Source organism: Paenibacillus glucanolyticus NBRC 15330 (genome assembly GCF_004000885.1).
Taxonomy (GTDB): domain Bacteria; phylum Bacillota; class Bacilli; order Paenibacillales; family Paenibacillaceae; genus Paenibacillus_AQ; species Paenibacillus_AQ glucanolyticus.
The window spans coordinates 123637-146570 of record NZ_BIMC01000014.1; the positions used below are offsets into that span (position 1 = coordinate 123637).

The 22934-nt window shown below is 50.4% G+C and carries 16 protein-coding genes; 5 read left to right on the forward strand and 11 right to left on the reverse strand.

The window, feature by feature from the left end:
- Positions 1-8 precede the first annotated feature (8 nt).
- From PGL02S_RS19565 to PGL02S_RS19585, 5 genes are all read right to left on the reverse strand, one after another.
- Positions 9-1436: a family 43 glycosylhydrolase gene (locus PGL02S_RS19565; RefSeq protein ID WP_036644561.1), complete on the reverse strand. Its 1428-nt coding sequence runs from the start codon at positions 1434-1436 to the stop codon at positions 9-11.
- A 20-nt stretch (positions 1437-1456) separates the two neighbouring features.
- Complete coding sequence (locus PGL02S_RS19570; RefSeq protein ID WP_006208946.1) at positions 1457-2335, reverse strand: carbohydrate ABC transporter permease; 879 nt, start codon at positions 2333-2335, stop codon at positions 1457-1459.
- A 21-nt stretch (positions 2336-2356) separates the two neighbouring features.
- Positions 2357-3316: an ABC transporter permease gene (locus tag PGL02S_RS19575; RefSeq protein WP_036644563.1), complete on the reverse strand. Its 960-nt coding sequence runs from the start codon at positions 3314-3316 to the stop codon at positions 2357-2359.
- Positions 3317-3403: 87 nt separating this feature from the next.
- Positions 3404-4942, reverse strand: a complete 1539-nt coding sequence (locus tag PGL02S_RS19580) for an extracellular solute-binding protein (protein ID WP_036644565.1) — start codon at positions 4940-4942, stop codon at positions 3404-3406.
- Between the two features lie 218 nt (positions 4943-5160).
- On the reverse strand, positions 5161-6690 hold the full coding sequence (locus tag PGL02S_RS19585) for an extracellular solute-binding protein (RefSeq protein ID WP_036644568.1): 1530 nt from the start codon (positions 6688-6690) through the stop codon (positions 5161-5163).
- Positions 6691-6892: 202 nt separating this feature from the next.
- On the opposite strand from PGL02S_RS19585, the gene PGL02S_RS19590 reads away from it, so the two are divergent.
- Both PGL02S_RS19590 and PGL02S_RS19595 read left to right on the forward strand, forming a co-directional pair.
- Complete coding sequence (locus PGL02S_RS19590) at positions 6893-9205, forward strand: helix-turn-helix domain-containing protein (protein ID WP_173937147.1); 2313 nt, start codon at positions 6893-6895, stop codon at positions 9203-9205.
- Between the two features lie 156 nt (positions 9206-9361).
- Positions 9362-10936, forward strand: a complete 1575-nt coding sequence (locus PGL02S_RS19595; protein WP_036644572.1) for an FAD-dependent oxidoreductase — start codon at positions 9362-9364, stop codon at positions 10934-10936.
- A gap of 72 nt (positions 10937-11008) precedes the next feature.
- Here the strand turns inward: PGL02S_RS19595 and PGL02S_RS19600 are convergent, their stop codons facing one another.
- On the reverse strand, positions 11009-11710 hold the full coding sequence (locus PGL02S_RS19600; RefSeq protein WP_051449365.1) for a 4'-phosphopantetheinyl transferase family protein: 702 nt from the start codon (positions 11708-11710) through the stop codon (positions 11009-11011).
- Between the two features lie 207 nt (positions 11711-11917).
- Here PGL02S_RS19600 and PGL02S_RS19605 point away from each other — a divergent pair, with 207 nt between their 5' ends.
- Complete coding sequence (locus tag PGL02S_RS19605) at positions 11918-12664, forward strand: aminoglycoside adenylyltransferase domain-containing protein (RefSeq protein WP_244892247.1); 747 nt, start codon at positions 11918-11920, stop codon at positions 12662-12664.
- Positions 12665-12682: 18 nt separating this feature from the next.
- Here PGL02S_RS19605 and PGL02S_RS19610 read toward each other — a convergent pair whose 3' ends face one another.
- Positions 12683-13192, reverse strand: a complete 510-nt coding sequence (locus tag PGL02S_RS19610) for a hypothetical protein (protein ID WP_155984661.1) — start codon at positions 13190-13192, stop codon at positions 12683-12685.
- Positions 13193-13337: 145 nt separating this feature from the next.
- Here PGL02S_RS19610 and PGL02S_RS28540 point away from each other — a divergent pair, with 145 nt between their 5' ends.
- Positions 13338-13484 (forward strand): hypothetical protein, encoded by a 147-nt coding sequence (locus PGL02S_RS28540; RefSeq protein ID WP_160163985.1) that lies wholly within the window; start codon positions 13338-13340, stop codon positions 13482-13484.
- A 109-nt stretch (positions 13485-13593) separates the two neighbouring features.
- On the opposite strand, the gene PGL02S_RS19615 is transcribed toward PGL02S_RS28540, so the two are convergent.
- The 4 genes from PGL02S_RS19615 to PGL02S_RS19630 form a co-directional block, all read right to left on the reverse strand.
- Positions 13594-18234, reverse strand: coding sequence for an S-layer homology domain-containing protein (locus PGL02S_RS19615; RefSeq protein WP_036644578.1), 4641 nt, complete (start codon positions 18232-18234; stop codon positions 13594-13596).
- A gap of 123 nt (positions 18235-18357) precedes the next feature.
- The gene (locus PGL02S_RS19620) at positions 18358-19896 is read right to left on the reverse strand and encodes an extracellular solute-binding protein (RefSeq protein WP_036644580.1); all 1539 of its coding nucleotides are present in this window, start codon (positions 19894-19896) and stop codon (positions 18358-18360) included.
- Between the two features lie 285 nt (positions 19897-20181).
- On the reverse strand, positions 20182-21099 hold the full coding sequence (locus PGL02S_RS19625; protein WP_036644583.1) for a carbohydrate ABC transporter permease: 918 nt from the start codon (positions 21097-21099) through the stop codon (positions 20182-20184).
- 16 nt (positions 21100-21115) lie between these two features.
- Positions 21116-22084, reverse strand: coding sequence for an ABC transporter permease (locus PGL02S_RS19630; protein WP_051449366.1), 969 nt, complete (start codon positions 22082-22084; stop codon positions 21116-21118).
- A 425-nt stretch (positions 22085-22509) separates the two neighbouring features.
- Here PGL02S_RS19630 and PGL02S_RS19635 point away from each other — a divergent pair, with 425 nt between their 5' ends.
- A complete protein-coding gene (locus PGL02S_RS19635; RefSeq protein ID WP_063455990.1) occupies positions 22510-22833 on the forward strand; it encodes a hypothetical protein in 324 nt (107 codons plus the stop codon).
- Positions 22834-22934: the final 101 nt, after the last annotated feature.

Here is a 22934-nt window from a genome sequence, read left to right on the forward strand (position 1 = left end):
CCCCCCTTTCAGCTGCTTAGAACGTTATACGAAAAATTCCGGAAGATTACCTTGCCTTTACCAACGGCATCCAATCCGATGCGAAGGCTCTGAAATCCGCCAAACGTGTTGTGATGAAACCCTGAGACGTCCACCACCTTGTCATATCGCATCCATTCCAGCCCATCGAAGCTGTAATAGAAAAATACGGTATGCGCATCATTCACCAACCGCAGAAATGCCCTGCGAGTATGATTCGGCATCGTGCCGTATCCCTTGAATGAGCGGAAATGCCGTACTCCGTGCTCGTTGACTCCCATGCCGAGATATGCCTCATCATTATAATAGAGCAGCAGACGACCTTCTGCCGGTCCCTCCACAACGACCTCGACCTCTGCCGAATAACGCTTACTGCCCGCCATATAGAGCAGCGGAGAAGCTGTGGCTTCCTCCGCTGCCGCTTCAGCAACCAGCTCATGATTCCCCGAACGGAACCGGACCGCAGGCTCCACACCCTCGCATTGCCAGTGCAGGCCCAGTTCAGAATCGTCAAAGGTATCAAGAAACGACGCTGCCTCATCTGCTGGAATCGCACCTTCCACACCATCCGGATGATCGATCCCTTGACGGCTTCCCGCAGCACGAAACCACCCGTCCGGGGTCCACTCGACCGGCTCAAGCAGGGTCTGCCTGCCAAGCGAATGAAATCCATTGGCATAGGCATGGTATACCATCCACCACTGACCGTCTGGAGAATCTATCAATGATACATGTCCTTTGGACCACCATGACTCACTCCTGGATTCCGTGTGAACTATCGGGTTGTACGGAGAATGCTCCCACGGGCCCGAAGGCGTTCTGGATCTTGACGATACGGCCATATGGCTTGTAGGCGGACCAGCCGTCCCGCCTACAGCCACCGTCAAATAATAATAGTCATCGTGAAGGGTGATCTTCGGTCCTTCCAGACTGTATGCCTCCACTACCCAGTCATCCGGATATCGCCAGCCGTCATACACGTGTCTGATTTCACCGGCAATCGCTAATCCATCCGCTGTCAGCTCTACACAATCACCTCCGGACATATGCAGATAACGCTTTCCGTCCGGTCCTGCCGTATGCCCTGGATCAATTCCCTTGATGCCCAAATTGATCGGTTTGCTCCATGGCCCTGCCGGACTGGGCGCCGTTACAACCCAGTTCGTTCTCCCCGCCGGATAATAGATATAGTACACCCCGTTATGCTCCACAAAATCCGGCGCCCACACGTCCCCCTCATAACGGGGGAGCGCAGCCCCAACCCTGCTCCAGTTCAGCAAATCGCGCGAATGCCAGATAATAAGCCCGGGCGTCAGCTTATAGGATGAATGCGTCATATAATAATCCGCGCCTACCCGGATGACCGAGGGGTCGGCATAATTCCCGGCAATAACAGGCGCATACTGTCTCTTTTCCATTAGCGATCCACAGCTCCTCCCTACCCCTTGATTGAACCCAGCAGCGCACCTTTCGCAAAATGCTTCTGCAGGAACGGATATACACACAGGATCGGCAGCGTCGCAATGACAATGACCGCCATCTTCACCGTCTGCTCCGGCGGACGGACAAATTCGTCCATACCGGACGTGTCCGCTGCCAATCCGCTGGCCAGAATGACAATCTGCCGCAGGATGACCTGGACAGGCCATTTGGCCGCATCATTCAGATACAGAATCGCCGACATATAGGTGTTCCAGTAGGTTACCGCATAGAAAAGCGATATCGTTGCAATGGCCGGCATCGACAGCGGGATGACAATCCGGAACAGAATGCCCCAATCGCCTGCGCCGTCGATCTTTGCGGATTCCTCCAATCCCTCAGGCAGGTTCTGGAAGAAGTTTCGCATGATAATGAGATTGAAGGCGTTGATGGCCGTCGGGACAATCAGCGCTGCATAGGTATCGATCAGGCCCATCTCCTTCACAACGAGGAACGTGGGAATCATACCGCCGCTGAAGAGCATCGTGAACAATACCATGAACATTATGAAGTTTCGGCCGTCCAGATCCCTCCGCGACAGTCCGTATGCCATCAGGCAGGTTAACAGCATGCTGAACAAGGTGCCGAAGAAGGTTACCCCCACGGAAACGCCAAGCGAGCGAAAAACGGTATTGGTTGAAAATACATATTTATAGGCATCCAGGGACCATACGGTCGGAAACAGGACAAACTGCTTCTGCGCCAGCTCCGTCACCGTTGTGAAGGATCCGGCGATGACATGAAGGAAAGGCAGAATCGTAACCAGGCCAATGATCGACAGCAGCGTATAGTTCACGATATCGAAGATTCGGCTCGAAATCGTTTTATCTTGTACCATAGCGGTCCACCTTTCTGTTATTTAATAGATGCCTTCTTCTCCGGCTTTTTTCGCCAGCTTGTTGGCCAGCATCACCAAGATCAGACCGATCAGTGATTTGAAGAACCCGACGGCTGTACTGAAGCTGAATTGTCCTTGCTTGAGACCCGCAGTGTACACATACGTATCGAATATCTCCGCCACATCCCGGTTCATCGAGTTTAAGAGGAGATAAATATGTTCGAATCCAAGTTCCAGCACATCCCCGATTTTCAGAATCAACAGTACAACGATCACGCTGCGAATGGAGGGGAGGGTAATATGCCACATTTGCCGAAAACGGCTTGCCCCGTCCATTCGGGACGCTTCGTATAAACCGGGATCAATCGCGGCCATGGCGGCCAAATAAATGATGGTCCCCCAGCCCGCTTCCCGCCAGATGACCTGCATGACATACATTGGCCTGAACCAATCGCTGCTCATGAGGAAATTGATTTTGTCGAATCCGGCCATAACCATTAACTCATTAATGATTCCGCGGTCCATCGAGAGCATCACAAACGAAATGGATACGATGATGACCCAAGACATGAAGTGGGGAATGTATACCAGCGTCTGGATAAAACGTTTAAACACCTCGCGCCGCACCTCATTCAGCATCAAGGCTAGAATAATCGGCACAGGAAAATAGAACGCCAGGTTCAAGAAAAACAGCAGCAGTGTGTTGCCAAGGATCGTGAAGAACATCGGCTCGGTAAACAGCCGTTCGAAATGCTTGAGTCCAACCCAGGGGCTGCCCGTAACGCCAAGATAAGCCTGATACTCCTGGAAAGCTATGATCAATCCCGACATCGGGATATATTTAAAGATCAGAAAGTATAAAAATCCCGGAAGAATCATGAGGTAGATCGCCCGGTTTTTTATGATTCTTCTCATTCGGCCAGACTCCGGTATTTTGGGGGTGCTTTTGCGCATCCCGGTCTTCACTGCGGTTTCGCTCATGATCTAAAGACTTCCTTTCTGCCCCGAACCCCCGGGGGACTGCAGAGCATCGCAGTCCCCCGACTCCTCGGGATGCTGGCCTGTTCATTATTTGGAAGATGAGTAGGAAACATTGAATTCATCTATAATTTGTTGACCGCCGCTCTTTAGCCAGTTATCTACGACGGACTGAAATCCGGCCTCATCGATATCGCCAAGCATGTAGCGATACGTACCGTCCTTAATCATCTCCTGCAGCTGTACGCCTTTTTCGTTAAACGTCTTGGAATCGAGCGCGGCCGACGGGTCCTCAATCAGATAATCATTGTTCTCCGTAATCATCTCTTCGGATTTTGCTTTGACAGGGAGCATATGCTTCGGTTCATAAAATCCTTCGATTGTTAAAGGCCCGCCGACCTGGATCGCTTGATAGGGCTTCACTTCACGATCCGTCAGCTTGGTGTCCTCTGAAGGAATGACCTTGCCGTCCTCCAGCTTGTGATGCGTGCCTTCAACCCCCCAATAGATCAGGTTGCCAAGTTCTGGACTCATCAGTTGATCCATAAATGTAAGAACATTGTTCAGATCCTCTTCTGTTTTAATGGCTGTTTTCGGGAAGAGAATAACCGAGCCATAGCCGGGCACAGACCAGATGCCATAGCCGTTCGGTCCGCCTTCGATTTTATTCTGGACGTCGAGCTCTGCATCCGGGTTCACTTCCACGACCTTCGGATGCAGGCTGGATACATCCCCCATCGCTCCGATGTAAACACCGGACTTGCCAGTGATGAACAGATTTTGCTGATCGGTTTTGCTGGTGACCGGAAAATCCTGATTAATCAGGCCTTCCTGGTGAAGCTTCTTGAAGAAATTCATCGTCTCCATATACTCAGGAAACATGAATTCGGGTGCCAGCTTGCCGTCCTTCTCGCCCCAGTTATTAGGTGTACCGAGCCAGGAGCTTATCGTCTTGAAGGCACCATAGACCAAATCGTTTCGGTCCGTCAGCGGGATGGTATCATCTTTGCCGTTGCCGTCAGGATCGTTCTCCTTGAACTGCTTCAGCATGTTGTAGAATTCGTCGATATGGGTTGGAGCGCTGAGCCCAAGCTTGTCGGCCCAATCCTTGCGGTAAATGATGCCTTGGCGCGACAAGGGCACTTCACGGTAAAGCGCATAGATTTTGCCGTCCACCGCCGTGTTCTTTAACACCTCCGGTTTCAGCCGACTGAGGTTCGGGTACTGATCCAGCAGCGGGCCGATTTCCCAGAATTGACCGTTGCGGATCGCATCACGCATATTCACCAGCGAAGCTGCATTCTTTAGATATGTCACTTGCGGCAGCGTTCCTGTGGCAAAGGATGCATTAACCTTTTCGTCATATGTACCGTCCGGTACCCACTGAATCTCCAGCTTGGTGCCCGTTTTCTCTTCCAGCAGCTTCTCAATCATATCGGAGGGAACTTCAGGGGTATGGAGGTTGGCCATGATCGAGATGGCTACCGGTTCGCTCTTGTTCTCCCCTTGCGCTGCACTGCCATTGGAAGTGCCGGTTGCCGCAGGCGCGGAGCTGCCGCCGCCACAACCCGCCAACACCGATAAAGCGGTTACAATTGCCAGGATGGAACTGGCTTTTTTCTTCTTCATCTTCTGACCTCCGTATTAAAATTTGAATGGGCCTGGCAAGTAACAGCTTAGATTATGGCGCTCCGTTACGTATATAATCCCAAGATTGGATGTAGCGATTTCGGGCTCGCCTCATATGTGGAACCACCTAAATCAAATCTAATGATTATGCTGCCACTGTCATGGCACTCGCGCGCCAAGTCAAAAAAAAACCGCCAGGGAACGTGCTCCCCAGCGGTTTACTCATGCAGATACGCCCCTACCGTCCTTCGGTAAGACGCATTATATTCCTCGATAATTTGCCTGCCCCCATCTTCAAGCCAGCGATCAATCTCGGCTTCATATCCCTTCTCATCCATCATGCCGAGCATGAATTGATATGCGGCGTCCCGCATATGCTCATTCAATCTGACTCCGATCTCATTGTACAGCGGAGATTCCAGTGGGCCGGTCGGATCATAGATCAGGAAGCTTTCATTATCATAAATCAGCTGCTCTGCCTTATCCTTGACCTTATTCGCGTTAACCGGCTGCAGCATGCCCGGTATGGTGCTGAATCCTCCGACCATCAGGGCCTGGTAAGGCTTTACGTCCTTTTCCTTAAGCTCAAAAGCATCCACCGCCATGGCTTTGCCGTTCTGAACGGTGTAATGGGTTCCTTCGATTCCCCAATAAATCAGATTCGCAAGCTCGGGACTCATTAACGCATCATAGAAGGAGAGGATTTTCTTCAATTCCTCCTCCGTTGCAATGGCGGACTTCGGAAACAAGATCACCGTCCCATATCCCTCCGAGGCCCATATGCCGTACCCTTCCGGTCCGAGCACCCGATTATGCACATCCAGCTCTGCTGCTGGATCATGGGCAAGAAGCCTGGATTCCAAAGACAGCACGTCCCCCATCGCTCCGATATATACGCCGGCTTTTCCCGTAACAAACAGCTCCTGCTGATCCGTTTTACTGGTAATCGGAAAATCCTCGTTCATAAGTCCTTCACTATGGAGCTTGCGGAAGAACTTCATGGTCTCCATATAATTCGGGAACACAAACTCGGGCTGCAATGAATCATGGTACCATCCCCAATTATTCGGCGTTCCGTAATAGGAGCTGATGGTCTTGAATGCCCCGTAGATCAGATCATTCCGATCCGCCAAACCCATGGTATCATCAACGCCATTGTTGTCAGGGTCATTGTATGTAAACCCTTTCAGCATTTCGTACAGCTCATCCAGCGTTTCCGGTGCCGAAAGCCCGAGTCGGTCTGCCCAATCCTTACGGTAAATGATGCCTTGACGGGCTAAAGCGCGCTCCTGATACAGGCTGTACAGTTTACCGTCAATGGAGGTATTGTTCAGAACCTCCGGTTTCAGGTTCTTTAGATTCGGATAGTCCGCAAGCAGCGGTCCGATCTCCCAGAACAGCCCGCTCCGAATCTCATCTCTGAAATAGGACAAGGATGCGGCATTTTTTAAATACAGCGCCTGCGGCAGCGTCCCTGTTGCAAGCGAAGCATATACCTTCTGGTCATAGCTGCCGTCCGGAACCCACTGAATGTCCAGCTGAGTGCCCGTTCGTTCCTCAAGCCATTTCTCAATCCAGTCGGATGGAACCTGTGCGGTGTGCAGGTTGGCCATAATAGAGATGCTGGTTAATCGACCAGAAGACGTACTTCCTTCATCCTCGCCTGAGGATCTGGCCATGCTGAGGCAAGCAGCAGAGACAATAAGGACAGCCAGCGTAAGAAATACATAGTTTGACAGACGGGTCATCACTTCCGTTCTACCTCCGTTCCCACCATGCTTCTTGCAATTCCCATATGAATGGGATGATCATACCATATGTACATCTTTTTACATGATAAGCCCATGATGATCAAATACAGTGATTATTCATTTCGAAATGATTATTGAATGAAACCAGGGTTGCCCATACAATGATTATACACTTTGTAAAATGGGAAGGTGTAACCTATTGCATCCAAAAAGTAGCTTTTATTCTAAAATGGTCCTGTTCGGCTGTGTCATCAGCATCCTCCCTCTTGCAGCCCTCGGCTTCTTCTCGTTCATGAAATCATCAACCTCTGTGCAAAACCATGTAAACGGCAGCAATATTCAGATTATGAATCAAACGAACAGCAATCTGGAGCAGGTGCTGCGGACGGTGGACTATACACTTAATTACGTGATTAATTCCAACATTCTGCAAAGTGCGCTGTATCGGCCGCTGTCCTACTATGACTTTCAATTGTATAACAAGCTGAGAGAAGAAATGAGCCTGCTGCAGTCTCCTGAAACTAAAGTAACGGATGTCATTCTCGCGAATACAACCACGAACTGGCTGATCAACAATCGGGGCATGTACCCATTTAATGAATACGCTTCCAAAAATAAACTCTTGACACTGATGGAGCTTCAGGGGAATTCCAACTGGGTGATGCTGGATACGGAATCCCTGGGCTCCAGCGATACGCTCAGTTATGCCTGCCCTTACACCATTGCGCTTGTTAAGAAAATGCCGCTCTCCGCCTCCATCGCCCGGGGAGTCGCACTTGCCACCATTCCGAGCTGCAGTCTCGCCGCGATGATGGACAGCCCTTCCGATTCCCGTGAGGTGATGGTACTGGACCATGACTACCGGATTATCGTGCATCCCGAGCAAGCGAAGCTTGGTCAGTACCTGACGGATAACGGGTATGCGAAGGAGGCGCTGAACCATTTTGACAGCAAGTCGGGGCAATTCGAAACGAAGATACATAACAAGCCGGTGTCGGTTACCTATGTACGGTCCGATTTTAACGGCTGGCTGTATGCCTCCTTCACCGAAATGTCCGCCATTACCAAGGAGTCCCGCTCCATCGGCTGGTTTACACTGTATATCTGCCTGCTGATGATCGGCCTTAGCGTTCTGCTGGTATGGCTCGGTACCCGTAAGATGTACACGCCCATCCGCCGCATCTTCCAACATATCGTAGAGCGCCTGCCGGAAATTCAAGCGAATAAAAAGAGCGAGCTGCAAGTCATCGATGAGCATATCCGGGATATGTTCAATTCGAACACCAAGCTCCGCAGCGAGCTGCGGCAGACCAGCCAGCAGCTGCGCACCTTTTTCCTCCATAAACTGTTCCTCGGCAAAATCAGTCCCCCGGAAGTGATGGAACAAATCGAATTGTTCGGCTTTGAGGAGCAAGTATCCGCTTGGGAACACCTGGCGGTGTTTACCCTTCAGATCGACATGCTGGATGAAACGCGTTATGAACGCAAGGATTCCGATCTGCTGCTGTTTGCCATCAACAATATTATTGAGGAGATGATCCCCTCCGCCCATCGGCTGCCGTCCGTCATTATTGACCTAACGCAGGTTACACTGATCGGACGGGGCGGGATTTCCCTGGAGGAATTCAATGATGATCTCTATACGTTATCTGAAGAGATTCAGAAGACGACCCGCCATGTCCTGGATCTTGAAGTCAGCATCGGCATCAGTTTGCCATATGAGAGCTTATCCAAAACATCACGCGCTTATCAGGAAGGGCTCGAAGCGCTCAAGCACCGCATCAAGCTCGGCACCGGCGTCATCATTCCCTATTTCAGTCTCAACTCCGGCAAGCATACGCGGGTCTATTTCTATCCGATGCAGCTTGAGAACGAGCTGATTGATGCCATTAAGCTGGCTGACGAGGAACGGGCCATAGAGCTGCTGAAGCAGTGGCTGGATGAAGTATTTCGCAAGGATCGGACGCCCCATGATTACCAAATTTCATTCATCCGGCTGTTGAATGATCTGATGATTGTGATGCAAGAGAACGGGATCATGCTGGAGCAGCTTGAAATCCGGGACAGCTCCCTGGTGGAGGAGCTCCTTCGGCTCTATACCAACCCCGATATCGAGAACTGGTTCAAATCCCGTATTATCCGGCCGATGGTGAGTGTATTCCGGGATCGCCAAGACTCCCAATATCAGAATCTGTCGGAGCAGATGATTGAGATGATCCGCAATGAATTTGACCGTAATATTACGCTTGAGGAATGCGCGTCACGCCTGCACTACAACAATTTCTATCTAAGCAGTGTATTTAAAAAAGAAACCAACATGTCCTTCAGTGAATACCTGTCCCAATACCGCTTCAAAATGTCCAAGAAGTGGCTTGTCGAAACGGATATGCCGATTAAGGATATCGCCGAAAAGCTGAGTTACAACAATTCGCAGAATTTTATCCGCTCCTTCCGCAAGCTGGAGGGAATGACGCCCGGACAATATCGCAGCAAGTACAGAGCCGCGCCTTAAACCGCAGCAATACCGCATCAAATTACCAAAAAAGGTCACCTGTGTCCCGTACTTTTCCTTGGGTAGAGAACCTACAATTAGAATAGTCATTTTTTTTGTTCTGATCATGTGGATCACTGAATCACTCTAAACCACCCCCAAAGGAGAATCTGTGTAATGACACAACAAATGCAGGCCGATATCGTCATTCTCGGCGGCGGGACAGGTGGAACAGCTGCCGCGCTCGCCGCTGCGAAATCAGGAAAAACCGTCATCATGACGGAGGAGACCGCCTGGATCGGAGGACAGCTGACAAGCCAGGCGGTTCCGCCCGACGAGCATCCATGGATTGAATCGTTTGGCTGCACGCGCAGCTACAGGCAGTTCCGCGAAGGCGTCCGCCAGTACTATCGCGATCATTTCCCCATGACTCCCAAAGCAAGATCCAATGTACAGCTAAACCCCGGCAGCGGCATTGTCAGCCGGTTGTGCCATGAGCCCCGGACCGCATTAGCTGTGCTGCAACAAATGCTGGCCCCCTATATTCACAGCGGGCGGCTCACGATCCTGTATCGATATGCGGCGGTGTCTGCCGAGGTTAGCGGGGATCACGTGAACTGCGTAACCGTTCAACATCTTGAGACCCAGGATCAAATCCTGCTCCAGGCCCCGTACTTCGTGGATGCCACCGAGCTCGGGGACCTGCTGCCGCTGGCGGGTATCGAATATGTTACCGGAGCGGAGTCCAAATCCCAGACAGGCGAACCGCATGCCGTCGATGGGGAGCCGCTGCCGCAGGACATGCAGGGCTTCACGTATTGTTTTGCCGTGGATTATCTGGAGGGCGAGGACCATACGATTGAGAAGCCGGAGCTGTATGATTTTTGGCGCGATTACAAGCCCGATTTCTGGCCGGATAAGCTGTTAAGCCTGACCGCCGTCAAGCCTTCCACAAATGAGCCGATTGAGTATGAGATTTTTCCGGGCCATGGCAAATTCCCTCTCTTTCAATACCGGCAAATTCTGGACCCGAAGCATTTTGCCGAAGGCACGTTTGAAGGCCCGGTTTCTCTGGTAAACTGGCCGCAAAACGACTATTGGCTGGGCTCCATTATCGATGTACCGAAGGAAGACGCGGACCATCGTATGTATCAGGCCAAGCAGCTGAGCCTGTCCCTGCTGTATTGGCTGCAAACCGAGGTGCCGCGGCCGGATGGCGGGCAGGGCTACCCCGGGCTGCGCCTGCGGCCGGATGTTGTGGGTACGGAAGACGGAATGGCCATGTATCCTTATATCCGTGAATCCAGAAGAATTCAAGCCGAGTTTACGGTACTGGAACAGCATGTGGCAACTGAATCGCGGCCGGACGGCGTTGCCGAGACGTTCCAGGATTCGGTCGGCATCGGCTGTTATCGGATCGACTTACACCCGAGCACCGGAGAGCGCCCTTACATCGATATCTCTTCCCTGCCATTCCAGATTCCGCTGGGCAGCTTAATCCCGAAACGGATGAAGAATGTGCTGGCTGCAAGCAAGAACATCGGTGTAACCCATATCACCAATGGCTGTTACCGATTGCATCCCGTAGAATGGAACATCGGCGAAGCCGCCGGTTATTGCATCAGCTACTGTCTGGATCAAGACATCCTGCCGACAGACGTGCGAAACGATGCAGAAAGACTGGCCACCTTCCAGCAAAGGCTGGTCAGTGCAGGGATTGAGCTTGCGTGGCCGGCACTGCGCCCGGTCTGATCCCATTCATAACAGAAACGCCAAAAAACCAGCTCAGGGGCCATCCCCCGGGCTGGTTTTTTTCCTGACTATTCACAACTCCTCAGCCGTTACGAACCGGATTCGTTCGGGGAAATGCTGGCAGGTACTGCATACCGACAGCTTGTAGCCTTCTTCCAGTGCATACTGTTTAAAAGAATACGTCTCTCCACTCTCCCCAACAACAGGTGCCCACTTGCCCTCCTTCAATTCCAATGCAAAAGAATCCAGCGGCAGGTGCAGCCCCTTGCCCACTGCCTTAATATAACTTTCCTTTAACGTCCAAAGATCAAAGAAGTGAGAAAGCCGCGCCGACGGATCACGGTCTAACAGTGCGTGAAACTCGGTTTTATGGAAAAAGCGCTTGGCGATATCCATATCGATGGCCTCCATCTTCTCCACGTCGATCCCGACGGGCTCATGGCTGACGGCGCACACAATCCAATGCCCTGAATGCGAGATATTAAAATGCAGGTTCTCATAATCCTTCAGGAACGGCTTGCCATATGTATTTCTTATGATTTCTATGTGATTTCGACCTTGCCCCAGCTTCTCCCGAAGAACCCGGTGGACCATGACATCTCCAAGCACTGAGCGGTGGTAATCGCCCACCCTTCTGAATTTGGATACGTAGTCCTGCCTTTCGGGTGACAACGTCAGGAATAAGGCTCGGAACGTCTCATCACGGATATGGTCCGAATTCTTGATTGCATATACCTCGACAGCGCCGGGTTGGTCCTGATTCAATGTAGCCATAACTCCGTCCTTTCACCAAATAAGTAGTCCACTGTTCACTTCGATGCACAGGTACAATTCCCCTGCTTGCCAGGTGCAGTCTGCCCCAATTACTGGCGTAAACGGCTGCAGCCAACGCCGCCAATTGACAAGGAAATAATCCCCAAACATAATGGATGAATATCACATAAGTTAAAGGTGGGCATCAAGTTGGACACACCCTTGGTTTTGAATCGTGTTGTAGAATTATTTAAAGAGGAGCTTGGTGGCAATCTGGTCGGCATATATTTGCATGGGTCATTGGCAATGGGATGTTTCAATCCGGACACCAGCGATGTGGATCTGCTGCTCGTGGTACGGGACAAGCTGACCCGGGAGCAGATGAGACGGCTTGCCAAGAACATCATTGATTTACACGATACCATGCCCAATCAGCAGGGATTGGAGCTTAGCCTTGTTCTGGAATCCAGCCTGCAGAATTTCGTGTATCCGCCCCCGTTCGAATTCCACTATTCCGCCTTTCATCGCGAGAGGTACCTGACCGACAACGAATATGTTTGTGGTGGATTCGAGGACGCTGACTTGGCCGCTCATTACACCGTGATCTATCATCGCGGCATTGCTTTGTACGGGAAACCGGTTCGAGAAATCTTTGATCTTATCGACCGGCAGTATTACATCCAGGCGATTGTACAGGATGTGGAAGGAGCGGTGCAGGACATCACCAACTCACCCATGTACTATACGCTGAACCTGTGCCGAGTGCTGTACTATCTGAAGGAGGGCGTGGTATCCTCCAAAAAAGAAGGCGGTGAATGGGGCCTGCACGCACTCCCCTCCAAGTATCGTCCCTTGATTCAGCGCGCTTTAGCTCAATATAGCGGCGGTGCCCGTAATGCTGCGGATTCCGCACCGGATGAACTCATGTCGTTTGCGAGCGATATGCTCGCTCAAATTTATGAGTCGCTGGAATAGACAAGGGATACGCAAACCTTATAGAATGATATCGTTTATGGTTTCAATGAATCGTTTTTGATCTTGAGGATTATAGGCATCAGGCAAAAGACGGAGCAATTCATCTGTTCGGTTTTTCAAGTCTTCAAACGTGCTAATATCATAATCTTCTAAATTAAATGCAGACATCCGTTCAAACATTGCCTCGTCGATATAAGATAAAAATAGTTCTATGCTATGCGAGTTCATCTTGGTTGAAGCCATAGAATTCTCAAATCGTATAAACGAATGAATGGATAAGTTAAGCCTTTCATCTGCGTTAATCAACAGATTCATATTTTCAACTTTTCCATTTGTTTCTACGACCTCACCCATCGTTTGACTGAAATACTCAAGCCTGTGGATAAATATTCTGTACGAGTTGGTATCTCCGATTCCATAATTATTTTTATGATGTGTGTATTGATATAGAAATACAGCAGACAATAAAACATTCAAGATGATAGAAACGATTAGAGTGATTTTTAGAGGTTTTTTCAATTTTTTCATTCCATTCAAAGAGGATTCATGTATTGTATAATTAACAGGAGCAGCAATGATTCATCCATTGCCAAGATACGGTTAACATCCTATCATTATTAAAATGAAGATAGTAAACGAAATGTTTACTATTATTTGAAATAATCGGTTTTATATGAAAAAAATGACCGATCAAGAGGTGAATATGATGAACGGTAAGACATTTGTTATTATCATGGTTGTTGTTTTGCTGGTAATTGGCGCATTCGCTTTAATCGCGGCGGAGCTCCTGAATTCATTAGGTAGCCCGGATAGCAATTGACACCTGTTTTCGGCTGCTTCGGACTAAAGCTGCATCAAGATCTGTGCTATTCCAGAGGGCTAATACATAAAAAATCCCCGTTCGTTGATAACGAACGGGGATTTTGACTTTATCGATTCATGAATTCTGCCATCTGCAGCATTCTGGTTAATACTACCGCTCCTTCAGCCCGGGTGGAATGAGCTCCCGGCACGAACCTGTCGGCCGAACGTCCCTCCATCAGGCCTGATCTTACAATGGCCGATACGGCCTCTTCCGACCAGGCTGCAATGCTGTCGCGATCCTTGAATCCTTCCAATATAGATGCGGGATCTCCTGCCTCCAGTTCCGTTCCGGCAAGCTTCAGCGCCCGGAGCAGCAAGACACTCATCTGCTCACGTGTAATCTCTTCGTTCGGACGGAACGTACCATTGCTGAAGCCCTCGATCAGCCCATTCTCCACAGCAGTGGCCACAGCGCCTGCATACCAATCGTTTGTCTTCACGTCCTGGAAGCCCGCATCGGCTCCCTGCTCCTTCAGTCCAAGAGCACGAACGAGCATCGCGGTAAACTGCGCCCTCGTGATCGGCTCATTCGGACCAAAACGCGTATCACTTAAACCCTCGATCACTTTTTTCGAAGCCAGCAGCGATACGTCCTCGCGTGCCCAATGACTGCTTAAATCCGCAAACGTCTTCTCATAGGAGACAACGGAATACACTCCACTCTCCATCCATTTGAACTCCGCATGGGATTTTCCGTTGGCCGTTCGAATGAGTGCCGGCACGAACACTGCCTTGCCGGATGCCGGATCCCATCGCAACACCGTCGTTTGGGATGGGCTGACGACACGGGACAGCGCCTTGGTAAACTTCGCGTAAGCTCCCTTCAGTGCTGGCAGCGTCGATAACTTGTCACCCTGTTTCCAGGCCAAGGTTATAGCAAGCGACGCATCCAGCATGGAGGCTCCATCCTCCATGGCTGCCTTCATCCGGTCCTCTTCTTCTTTCGAAGCAAAACCGATGCGAATTTGCAGGCTGTCGGCCGTTCCCCGACGCTGCAGCGCTTCCGTCAGCGACTGCAGCGGAATTTCCAAGCGGCCAAGGGAGGATTCCAACAGGATGGATCCCCCTGGCAGCTCCTTCACCGCAGCGCTCAGTCCCTGAACCGGCAAGTGAAGAACGACGGAATCCGACGTGTCCGTCACCGTATACGTAAGCAGGCGCGAGGCTGCGGGCAGCTTGCTGAGACGTTCCACATCCGCGAGCATGGCGCTCTCGTTTGCATCCGCTACGATGACCGTATGACCACCTTCAGCCGTTTCTTTTTTGATACTCAGGCGCTCTGGCACAGGTGGTTTAGGAGACGTCGTTCCACCAGATGAACCGGAGCCGCTACCAGGAGAACCTGGATGGCCTGGCTCCGATCCGCCATCACCCGTTGAGGTCCGGATCACCTCAAATGTTTTGCTGTTGGTTTTGTATTCGTCAACGAATACATCCACCGTGATGGAGTTCACACCGGTCGCCAGCGGAATATTAGCAGTAAATTCTCCGCTCGCTGACATGACGGCCTCCGCACCGTTCACCTTCACGGTTGCTTTGCCTGGTCCCAGAACTTCAACCATGCCTTTCAATGCAAGCTGACTGTCGCGCGTTTCTTTGCCTTCATCATCCATCAGTCCGCTTAGTACCGCCGAACGAACCTGGTCGCCCGTATTATAAGCATTGGCAACAAGCTGCCGCAGCGTTCTTGTGCCTGAAGGATCCAGCGTCGAAATCACGAAGCCGCCTTGCGGAATGACGCTGTTGTTCTCCTCCGGCGATCCCCAGCTCCATTTAATGGCTTGGTTCCGATTGACCACGCGTGTGACGTGCCCCGTGGCGTCCACAACCACTTCAACCCCGAAGCGGTTCGTACCGGTTGAGTAACCGAAGACCTCCGTCATCACATTGACGTTGCCCTCAATCCGGTTAATATTATAGAAATTGCCTTCGAGGAACGAATCCGGACTTCCAGGCAAACTCATGCCAAGCTGGTAATCCTTCACCCACTCCTTATCCTGCAGAGCAGCTGCCGCAATCGGCCAGTTGACCTGGGATGCATCAAACAGCATAAGTCCGTTCGTGGATTTCAAGCCCGCCTGGAACACTTCGCGCTGTACGGCCGGTGCCTGCACATTGTTCATCGCAATGCCCGCATACAGCGGAATTTCCCCGTTCGTAACGATGTTGCCAAGCGTGATGTATTTCTGAATTTCCTGACTGGTGGTTTGATACGCCCCGATCATCAGGAAATCCAAATGCTCGATATACCCGGTCTGATAATATTCCGGCGTATACACCGATTCGTCCGGCATGCCGAGCGCGGGATTAAACCGGAAGTTCTTGCTGCCCCAGTTAACGCCGTTCAAATAATACGTTTCGTACCAGGATCCTACATAGGAGGAGACTTCTATCTTTCTTCCCTTTGACGCTTCGTAGGAATCCACCAGCGTCTTCACTTCGCCGAAGAAGCTCTGAATCGTCCCTGAGCGGAATTCCCACCAATCCTGAATCAGCGGGCCGTATACCCTTGCATTGTTTTCATAGTAGAAGATATCGTTTGGCCAATTGACAAGCTGCTTGCCCCGGGCCTGCAAAAACTGCTCGAACTTCACGCGGGTTTCGTCACTGAAATCGGCCCCTTCGTTGTCATAGCGGCTCCGGTCATGGATAACGCCGTCCACATCATAGTTCTTCATGATTTCTTCAAAGGTTCTAAGCTGATAATTTCGAACCTCGTCATTGGACGGGTTGACAAAGGCTACCAAGCCCTGCTTTTTGCTTTCGCGAAGACGTTTGATCTCCCCGTTGTTTTCAGGAAAATACACGCGCTCCTCCCAGTCGAGGTGATCGTTCAGAACCGCATACTCGTTATGAGCGATCGATCCCTCGGCAAACACGTTGATTGCCGCATGAATCTCCAAACCAAGCGCATGGCCGTGGTCAATGAACTCCTGCAGCAGATCCAGATCCGGGCTTGCTCCCGCTTTTTCGGGTGCCTTGATCTCACTGACGTAAGGTCTACCTGTCAGGTCATTCTTTTTATACGATACATACCCTTCAACGCCTTTTACATCAAACGCAATCGAAGTAACACCCGTCTCCTTGGCTTTTGTCAGAAAAGCCAGAACATCCTCGCTGGTTTTGAACTTTCTCGCATTGGAAGCCTGGTCCACCCAGAGAATAACTTCTTTTTCCGGGGAAAATCCAGGTCTTGCAAACACCGCAAGATGACGAACATCCTGCTCGATGTCATTCTTCAGCACTTTGACTTCGATATAGTTGGTCCCATTCGCAAGCGTATAAGTGTAGGAGAATGAACCATCTGCTTGAAAAGAAATCTCGTTATCGTTCATCAGCAGTTTAATCGCCGTGATATCGTCCATGTTGTCAATGCGGCCAGAAATCACGGTGCTGCCTTCCGTTACCGTATACATCGCCTGGTTATCCAGCGTAAGCCGGGCAATAAGCCCGTTGCCGCTCATGATGTCGCGTACCTGTACCACTTCTCCGTTCTTGCGCAGCTTAATCATGTCCCCAACCTTAAAGTTCTCGGCCAAATACCGCTTGATGTTATTGCCTGCATAGCTGTTGTCCTGTGCCATCAGCACATAACCGCCTTCAGGTATTTCAAGATCGGTCGGTCCAGTCCATACCGGAGGTTTGCCGTCGATGGATGGATTAATGACCCTTAGTACACGATTGTTGGCATCCACCTGCACGGCAACATTGGTCTGAGGAATCGTGATGGAAGTGCCATAATCCCTTGTAAATACCGCCACGATGTTAGGCACGCCCGTGACATCCTTGTCAACGTAATCCAGCTTCTTGCGCGGACCTTCAATGTCGATGGTAATGTCCTTTGGCGCCGCCTCAACTTCAATATAATCCTGGTTCTCAATCGGTTCATACACGATGTTCAGCGTTTGAGCAGCCAGTTCGCCTTCTCCCTTGAACAGCTTAACTTCAGCTGCGTTCGGACCCGGCTCCAAATAAACATTCGTGCGAAACACCCCATCCGCTGTAAGCGTGATCTCATCGCCATTGACGGTGACGCTTAAATCCAGGTCCTCGGCATAGTTCGCCACAAAACCCGCAATCTCAATGACCGGGATATCCACGGTTATATCGTTTGGTGTAATCAGATGCAGCTCCGGCGGCAGCGGATCCGGACCTGGGCCCGGCAGGAAATCGGCCGCTGTCACCTCTATTCCAGCTCGCATCAGCTTCACCGAATCTCCCGTTTTGTTCTGATTGAAGAGAGGCTTTTGAAAAGCAGATTGCTCCCACGAAAGGGTGCCGCCTGCCACGACAACATAACCCCCGGCCGGAATCGGCAGCAATGTGCCGGGATCCCAGGCAGTCGGCGGATCGCTGTCCGGTCCAACGATATCCTGCACGATGCCGCTTGCATTCACAGCAACCGCAACCTGCAGCGTCGGAACCCACACCTCGCCGGTATATACAGAACCCGTAACGGTTGCACCGCTGGTATACAATGCCAAATAATCATTTTTCCCTTCCAACGGGTCACCTGCCACGTTAATATCCGTAAACTCCAGACTCTGTCCGCCTTGGGAGACCAGCGTAACCGGGTCAGGACTCGTACTTGGAGCCAGGGGAGCTTCGTTATCCGCGAACGCGGAAGAACCAACCGGAACGATGAGTGATACGATCAGCGAAAGACTGAGTAGCAGAGCGATCCGCCTGCGAAATAAACGATACATTAATGATTTCCACCCTTCTCTTATTAAGAATGAACCGTGATCTTTAAATTCAACCAACACCTCTTTATTCTTAATTTTGAAAAAGCAGCTGCAAATGCAGACTGCTTCTTCAAATGAAATCATTTACTTCGTGGATTGGAACCATTCATTCGCTGCGTTTACCATATCGGCTCCACCCTCAGCTCTCCATTGAGCGAGGAATTGATCGTATGCATCAATCGGCTTCGCTCCGGAAATGAATTGCAGCACATTGTCATCCAGCATGGTTGTCAATTTCAGCAGATTTTTGGATACGGCTTCAATTGGCGGAGCCGTTGACATGGGATCAACCACGATGATGCCTTCGGCATTTTTCTGGAAAGCTTCGAAATGTGCTTGCAGAACCGGATCCTTACGAACGCGCGCCTGCCAGTAGATCGGATATTTCTCCTCATCGACACCTGTCAAGAAGCTGCTTGCATTATTGAGTTCATCATTAAAGATAGGCAGAATGGGATAGTACTTACCGTCCTTCACTTCATGATGGACGCCTTCCTTGCCAAGCGCGATACCTTTAAATGTCTCAGGCTCCAACTTCGCATTGAGGAAATCCATGGCAGCTTCCTTGTTCTTCGAAGATTTCAGGATAGCCACATACCAAGTTGTATTCGTTTTAACTCCAATAGCAGCCTTACCATCTTTGCCCTTCAGGTACGGGATAATGGATGTTTTTGCTTCCGGGGAATTTTTCGTCAGTGCCTCAATCGTTGTCCCGGCGCTCCACCAAGGCAGTTCATACATCGCAGCTTTACCACCCGAAAATTTTTCAATGGATTTCTGTGCGGTATTAATCGGAGTCTCGGTATCAAGCAATCCTTCTTTGTACAGTTTGTTCATAAAAGTAAGATATTCTTTCATTTCAGGCAGTTCAGCCCGATGCACCAATTTGCCATCGACTTCCTTCCAATCGGTGAAAACGCCAAATGTTGCGGCAATGTTGCCATAGATAGCTGGAGCCTTATTGCTCACTGTGAGTGGAATAACATTCTTCTTCTCTTTAATTGTTTTAAGCACATTGTAAAGCTCATCGGTGTTTGTAGGTGTAGCTAGGCCTAATTCATCCATCCAATCCTGTCTGACCACCAGTGCCTCGCCGATGCTTGCGCCTGCCCCTGTCTCTGGGATACCAAAGATTTTCCCGTCGATCGTTGCACTGCCAAAGGACTCTTGTTTTATGGATTGTTTGATATAATTCCCATGAGATTCAAGAAGCTCATCGATTGACTCCAGGGCTCCTGCAGATGCGAGATTATAAAACTGCATTGCATTTAATTTCACGATATCATAATTATTTTTACCGGTTACGAGCAGGTTCAGCTTCTCGTCCGCATTTTCTGCCGGCAGCAGTTCATATTCCACATTGAATCCGGTTCTTTCCTGGATGTACTTGGCCGCATATTCAGTCTTCGGATCAAACAATCCATATTGCATGATCATGCGCAGACCCGGTTTCTCAGCCGTTGTTCCGCCGTTCCCCTCGTCTTTTGGCGTGCTTGCCGGTGCATCCGTCGGCTGAGCCGCCGGTGTATCGGTCGTGCCGCCTCCCCCGCCGCCGCATCCGGACAGCGCCAGCGTAAATCCGAGAATTCCAGCCAGTACTGCGGATTTTTTAATCTTGATCATGGATAACCCTCCTTGTGATTGAGAAATTCAATGAATCCTGCCACCTGAGCAATACGAAGCGCATCACCACCTTTATCAGAGAACCCCACAAAGTGGGGCCTTGCTCCGAAGTCCATTCAGGTACTTTGTGGGGACCCCGGAAATTATAATAATGTTAAGAAAAACGTCTATCGACGTACTCTCAAAGAAGACAGACCACGTTTAGCGGTAGTTTTTCTTGCGATATTCAGGCTGCAGATCCTCCAAAGTTTATAATTTCTGATACCTTCAGAAAACCTGATGCATCTAGCCTTTAACCGAACCTACCAGCACGCCTTTGACAAAATACTTTTGCAGGAATGGATACACCAGCAGAATCGGGATCGTTGCCAGCAGGATCGAAGAAGCCTGTATGGACTGAGGTGTTGCGTTAATCGCGGCGTCGACATTATCCTTCAGGAAATCCCCGCTGGACGAAACCAGCAGCTCCTTCAGGTACAGCTGCATGGGTTTGATCGCCGGATCGGTAATGTAGATCATCGCCGCAAAATAGTCATTCCAGAAAGCGACCGCAAAGAACAATCCAATCGTTGCCATGACGGGAAGCGAGAGCGGCACAATGACCGAGACCAGGATGCGGATATTCCCCGCGCCGTCCAGCTTGGCGGATTCCTCCAGCTCATCCGGAAGACCCTCGAAATAGTTTTTAATAATGAGCATGTTGTACACATTCACCATCGCTGGCAGGAACAACACCGGGAAGGTGTTTACCAAATTCAAGTTCTGCATAAGCAGGTAAGTCGGAATCAGGCCGCCGCTGAAGAGCATCGTGAATACGAAGATCAACAGCAGGCCTTTTCGTCCCCGCAGTCGGTATTTGGATAACGGATAAGCCGTGAGCGTAGTCAGGAACAGGCTGCAGGCCGTTCCAACCACTGTCAAGAAAATGGACACCTTGAGCGAATTCAGGAACATGGAATCCTGAAGCACATATTTGTAGGTTTCGAATTGAACCCCGACCGGGAGCAGCCCTACCTGCCCTGATATGACGGCGCCCTCGCTGCTCAAGGATTTGGCGATCAAATTCATGAAAGGCAGCAGCGTGGTTAAGCCCATCACAATGAAAAAAGCATAATTGAATACCGAGAAGCATTTTTCCGAAAACGAGGTTTGGATGACACCTCGGGTGGTGTTTGTTCCTTCCAAAGCTTTTTTGTGATCCATATGCGCCACCCTTTCTTTACCAGATCCCGCGCTGTAAGTATTTTCTGCTCATAGAATTGCCAATGATGACCAACGTGAAGGATATAACGGCTTCGAACAAGCCAACCGCGGTGGAGAAGCTGTAATCCTGGTTCCCGAGACCCTGCCGGTATACATAGGTTCCGATGACATCCGACACCTGGTACACCACCGGATTATACATGACAAGAATTTGCTCCGTTCCCGCTTCCAGCACGTTCCCGAGCCGCAGGATAAACATCAGGACAATAATCGGCGCGATCCCCGGCAGCGTGATATGCCACAGCTGCTTCCAGCGTCCGGCCCCGTCAATCTTCGCGGCTTCGTACAGCATCGGGTCAATCATTGTAAACGCTGCCAAATATACGATCGTACTCCAGCCCGTTTCCTTCCAGCCTGCGGATGTGATCAGCACGCCCCGGAACACGCTGTTATCCAGGAAAAAGGCAATCTGCTCCATCCCCAGGGATACCAGCAATTTGTTGACGATTCCTCCGTTTGTTGAGAGGAGATCGATAAACAATCCGCCAACGATGACCCATGACAGGAAATGCGGAAGATAGATGACGGTTTGCACCGTGCGTTTAAATACCATATTCCTCAGCTCATTGAGCATCAGGGCGATCATAATGGGGAGAGGAAACAAAATCACGATTTTCAGGAAGCTGATGATGACCGTATTTTTGAATACCTGCGCAAAGTCCGGCGACGTGAACAGCTTCTCGAAATGCTTCCATCCTACCCACGGGCTATCGGCAAATCCGGTGAAGATGTTGAAATCCTTAAATGCGATCGTGATCCCGTACATCGGTGTGTATTTGAACAATAAAATGAACAAGATGCCCGGCACAAGCAGCAGGTAAAGATCCCACTCTTTCCAAATGTCCGTCCCTAAACGGCCCCAGTATCCTCGTTTTGGTTTTATCTCTCTATGCGGTGCCGGCGATGGTTCTATCGTGGGTTTCATCGACTCGTCTCCCCCTTTCTATTGATTCAATCTCCTTGGTTACTACAAATTGTAATTCGCGCCGAGGAGACTGAGTAGGCGAGGATGATTACTATTTATGGTAATATGATGTTGTGTTGGGGCATGGACGTCAGTAATTATGACATGAGGTTACGGCAGGTATTTCATGAGGTGTTAACTTGTCACGATCGGCTAATCGCTGCCAACGAAATTCAAATCTGAAATTCAAAGCATACACTGCCAAAAAAGAGGATGGTTCATCACTCCGCATACGGATTGTTCTTCCGATCCCTGTTACCCCCGGATTTCATCTGAATGGATAGATAATGTGGAAATCCGGGGATAAAGGGGACCGCTGCCGCTTCTCCAGAACAATTCCGCCTGCTCCGTTGAAGCTTACTCAATAGGGTTTAGGCGGTCGATTTATGGCTTGCCGTGCACCGTCGCTAAAGGCAGCACCTCGTCTGCTCTGCGCCGAGCTTAGCCTTTCTGCACAACCATCTGAAGCGCCCATGCGGGTGATTACTTCCGTCCTGCCGATGGTTGGGGATGGAGGGATAAACAAACGAGCCGTTCGGGATGTATGCCCCGAACGGCTCGTTTGGTTAGTTTATGTACTGCGCGCGCTCTGCTGCGCTGCGTTTTGCCCCCTCCCCCACTTCAAGGGGGAGACGCTTTTTGTGGGCATGACCCACGCGGACCAGCGGAGAGGACATATCGATTCCGGAAAAGCGGTAGCGGTCGGCTGAAAGTTTTCCATAAGAAAACTCACATCGAAAGCATAATCTGGAGCCGAATTTCTTCCTACGTAACCTTCATTCCTGGAAATTCCGCGACAACAGCGATTGGA

Bases quoted from the DNA above. Each gene is read 5' to 3' on its own strand.
- PGL02S_RS19565 (WP_036644561.1), bottom strand. From the start codon at position 1,436: ATGGAAAAGAGACAGTATGCGCCTGTTATTGCCGGGAATTATGCCGAC.
- PGL02S_RS19570 (WP_006208946.1), bottom strand. From the start codon at position 2,335: ATGGTACAAGATAAAACGATTTCGAGCCGAATCTTCGATATCGTGAAC.
- PGL02S_RS19575 (WP_036644563.1), bottom strand. From the start codon at position 3,316: ATGAGCGAAACCGCAGTGAAGACCGGGATGCGCAAAAGCACCCCCAAA.
- PGL02S_RS19580 (WP_036644565.1), bottom strand. From the start codon at position 4,942: ATGAAGAAGAAAAAAGCCAGTTCCATCCTGGCAATTGTAACCGCTTTA.
- PGL02S_RS19585 (WP_036644568.1), bottom strand. From the start codon at position 6,690: ATGACCCGTCTGTCAAACTATGTATTTCTTACGCTGGCTGTCCTTATT.
- PGL02S_RS19595 (WP_036644572.1), top strand. From the start codon at position 9,362: ATGACACAACAAATGCAGGCCGATATCGTCATTCTCGGCGGCGGGACA.
- PGL02S_RS19600 (WP_051449365.1), bottom strand. From the start codon at position 11,710: ATGGCTACATTGAATCAGGACCAACCCGGCGCTGTCGAGGTATATGCA.
- PGL02S_RS19610 (WP_155984661.1), bottom strand. From the start codon at position 13,192: ATGAAAAAATTGAAAAAACCTCTAAAAATCACTCTAATCGTTTCTATC.
- PGL02S_RS28540 (WP_160163985.1), top strand. From the start codon at position 13,338: ATGAAAAAAATGACCGATCAAGAGGTGAATATGATGAACGGTAAGACA.
- PGL02S_RS19615 (WP_036644578.1), bottom strand. From the start codon at position 18,234: ATGTATCGTTTATTTCGCAGGCGGATCGCTCTGCTACTCAGTCTTTCG.
- PGL02S_RS19620 (WP_036644580.1), bottom strand. From the start codon at position 19,896: ATGATCAAGATTAAAAAATCCGCAGTACTGGCTGGAATTCTCGGATTT.
- PGL02S_RS19625 (WP_036644583.1), bottom strand. From the start codon at position 21,099: ATGGATCACAAAAAAGCTTTGGAAGGAACAAACACCACCCGAGGTGTC.
- PGL02S_RS19630 (WP_051449366.1), bottom strand. From the start codon at position 22,084: ATGAAACCCACGATAGAACCATCGCCGGCACCGCATAGAGAGATAAAA.
- PGL02S_RS19635 (WP_063455990.1), top strand. From the start codon at position 22,510: ATGGCTTGCCGTGCACCGTCGCTAAAGGCAGCACCTCGTCTGCTCTGC.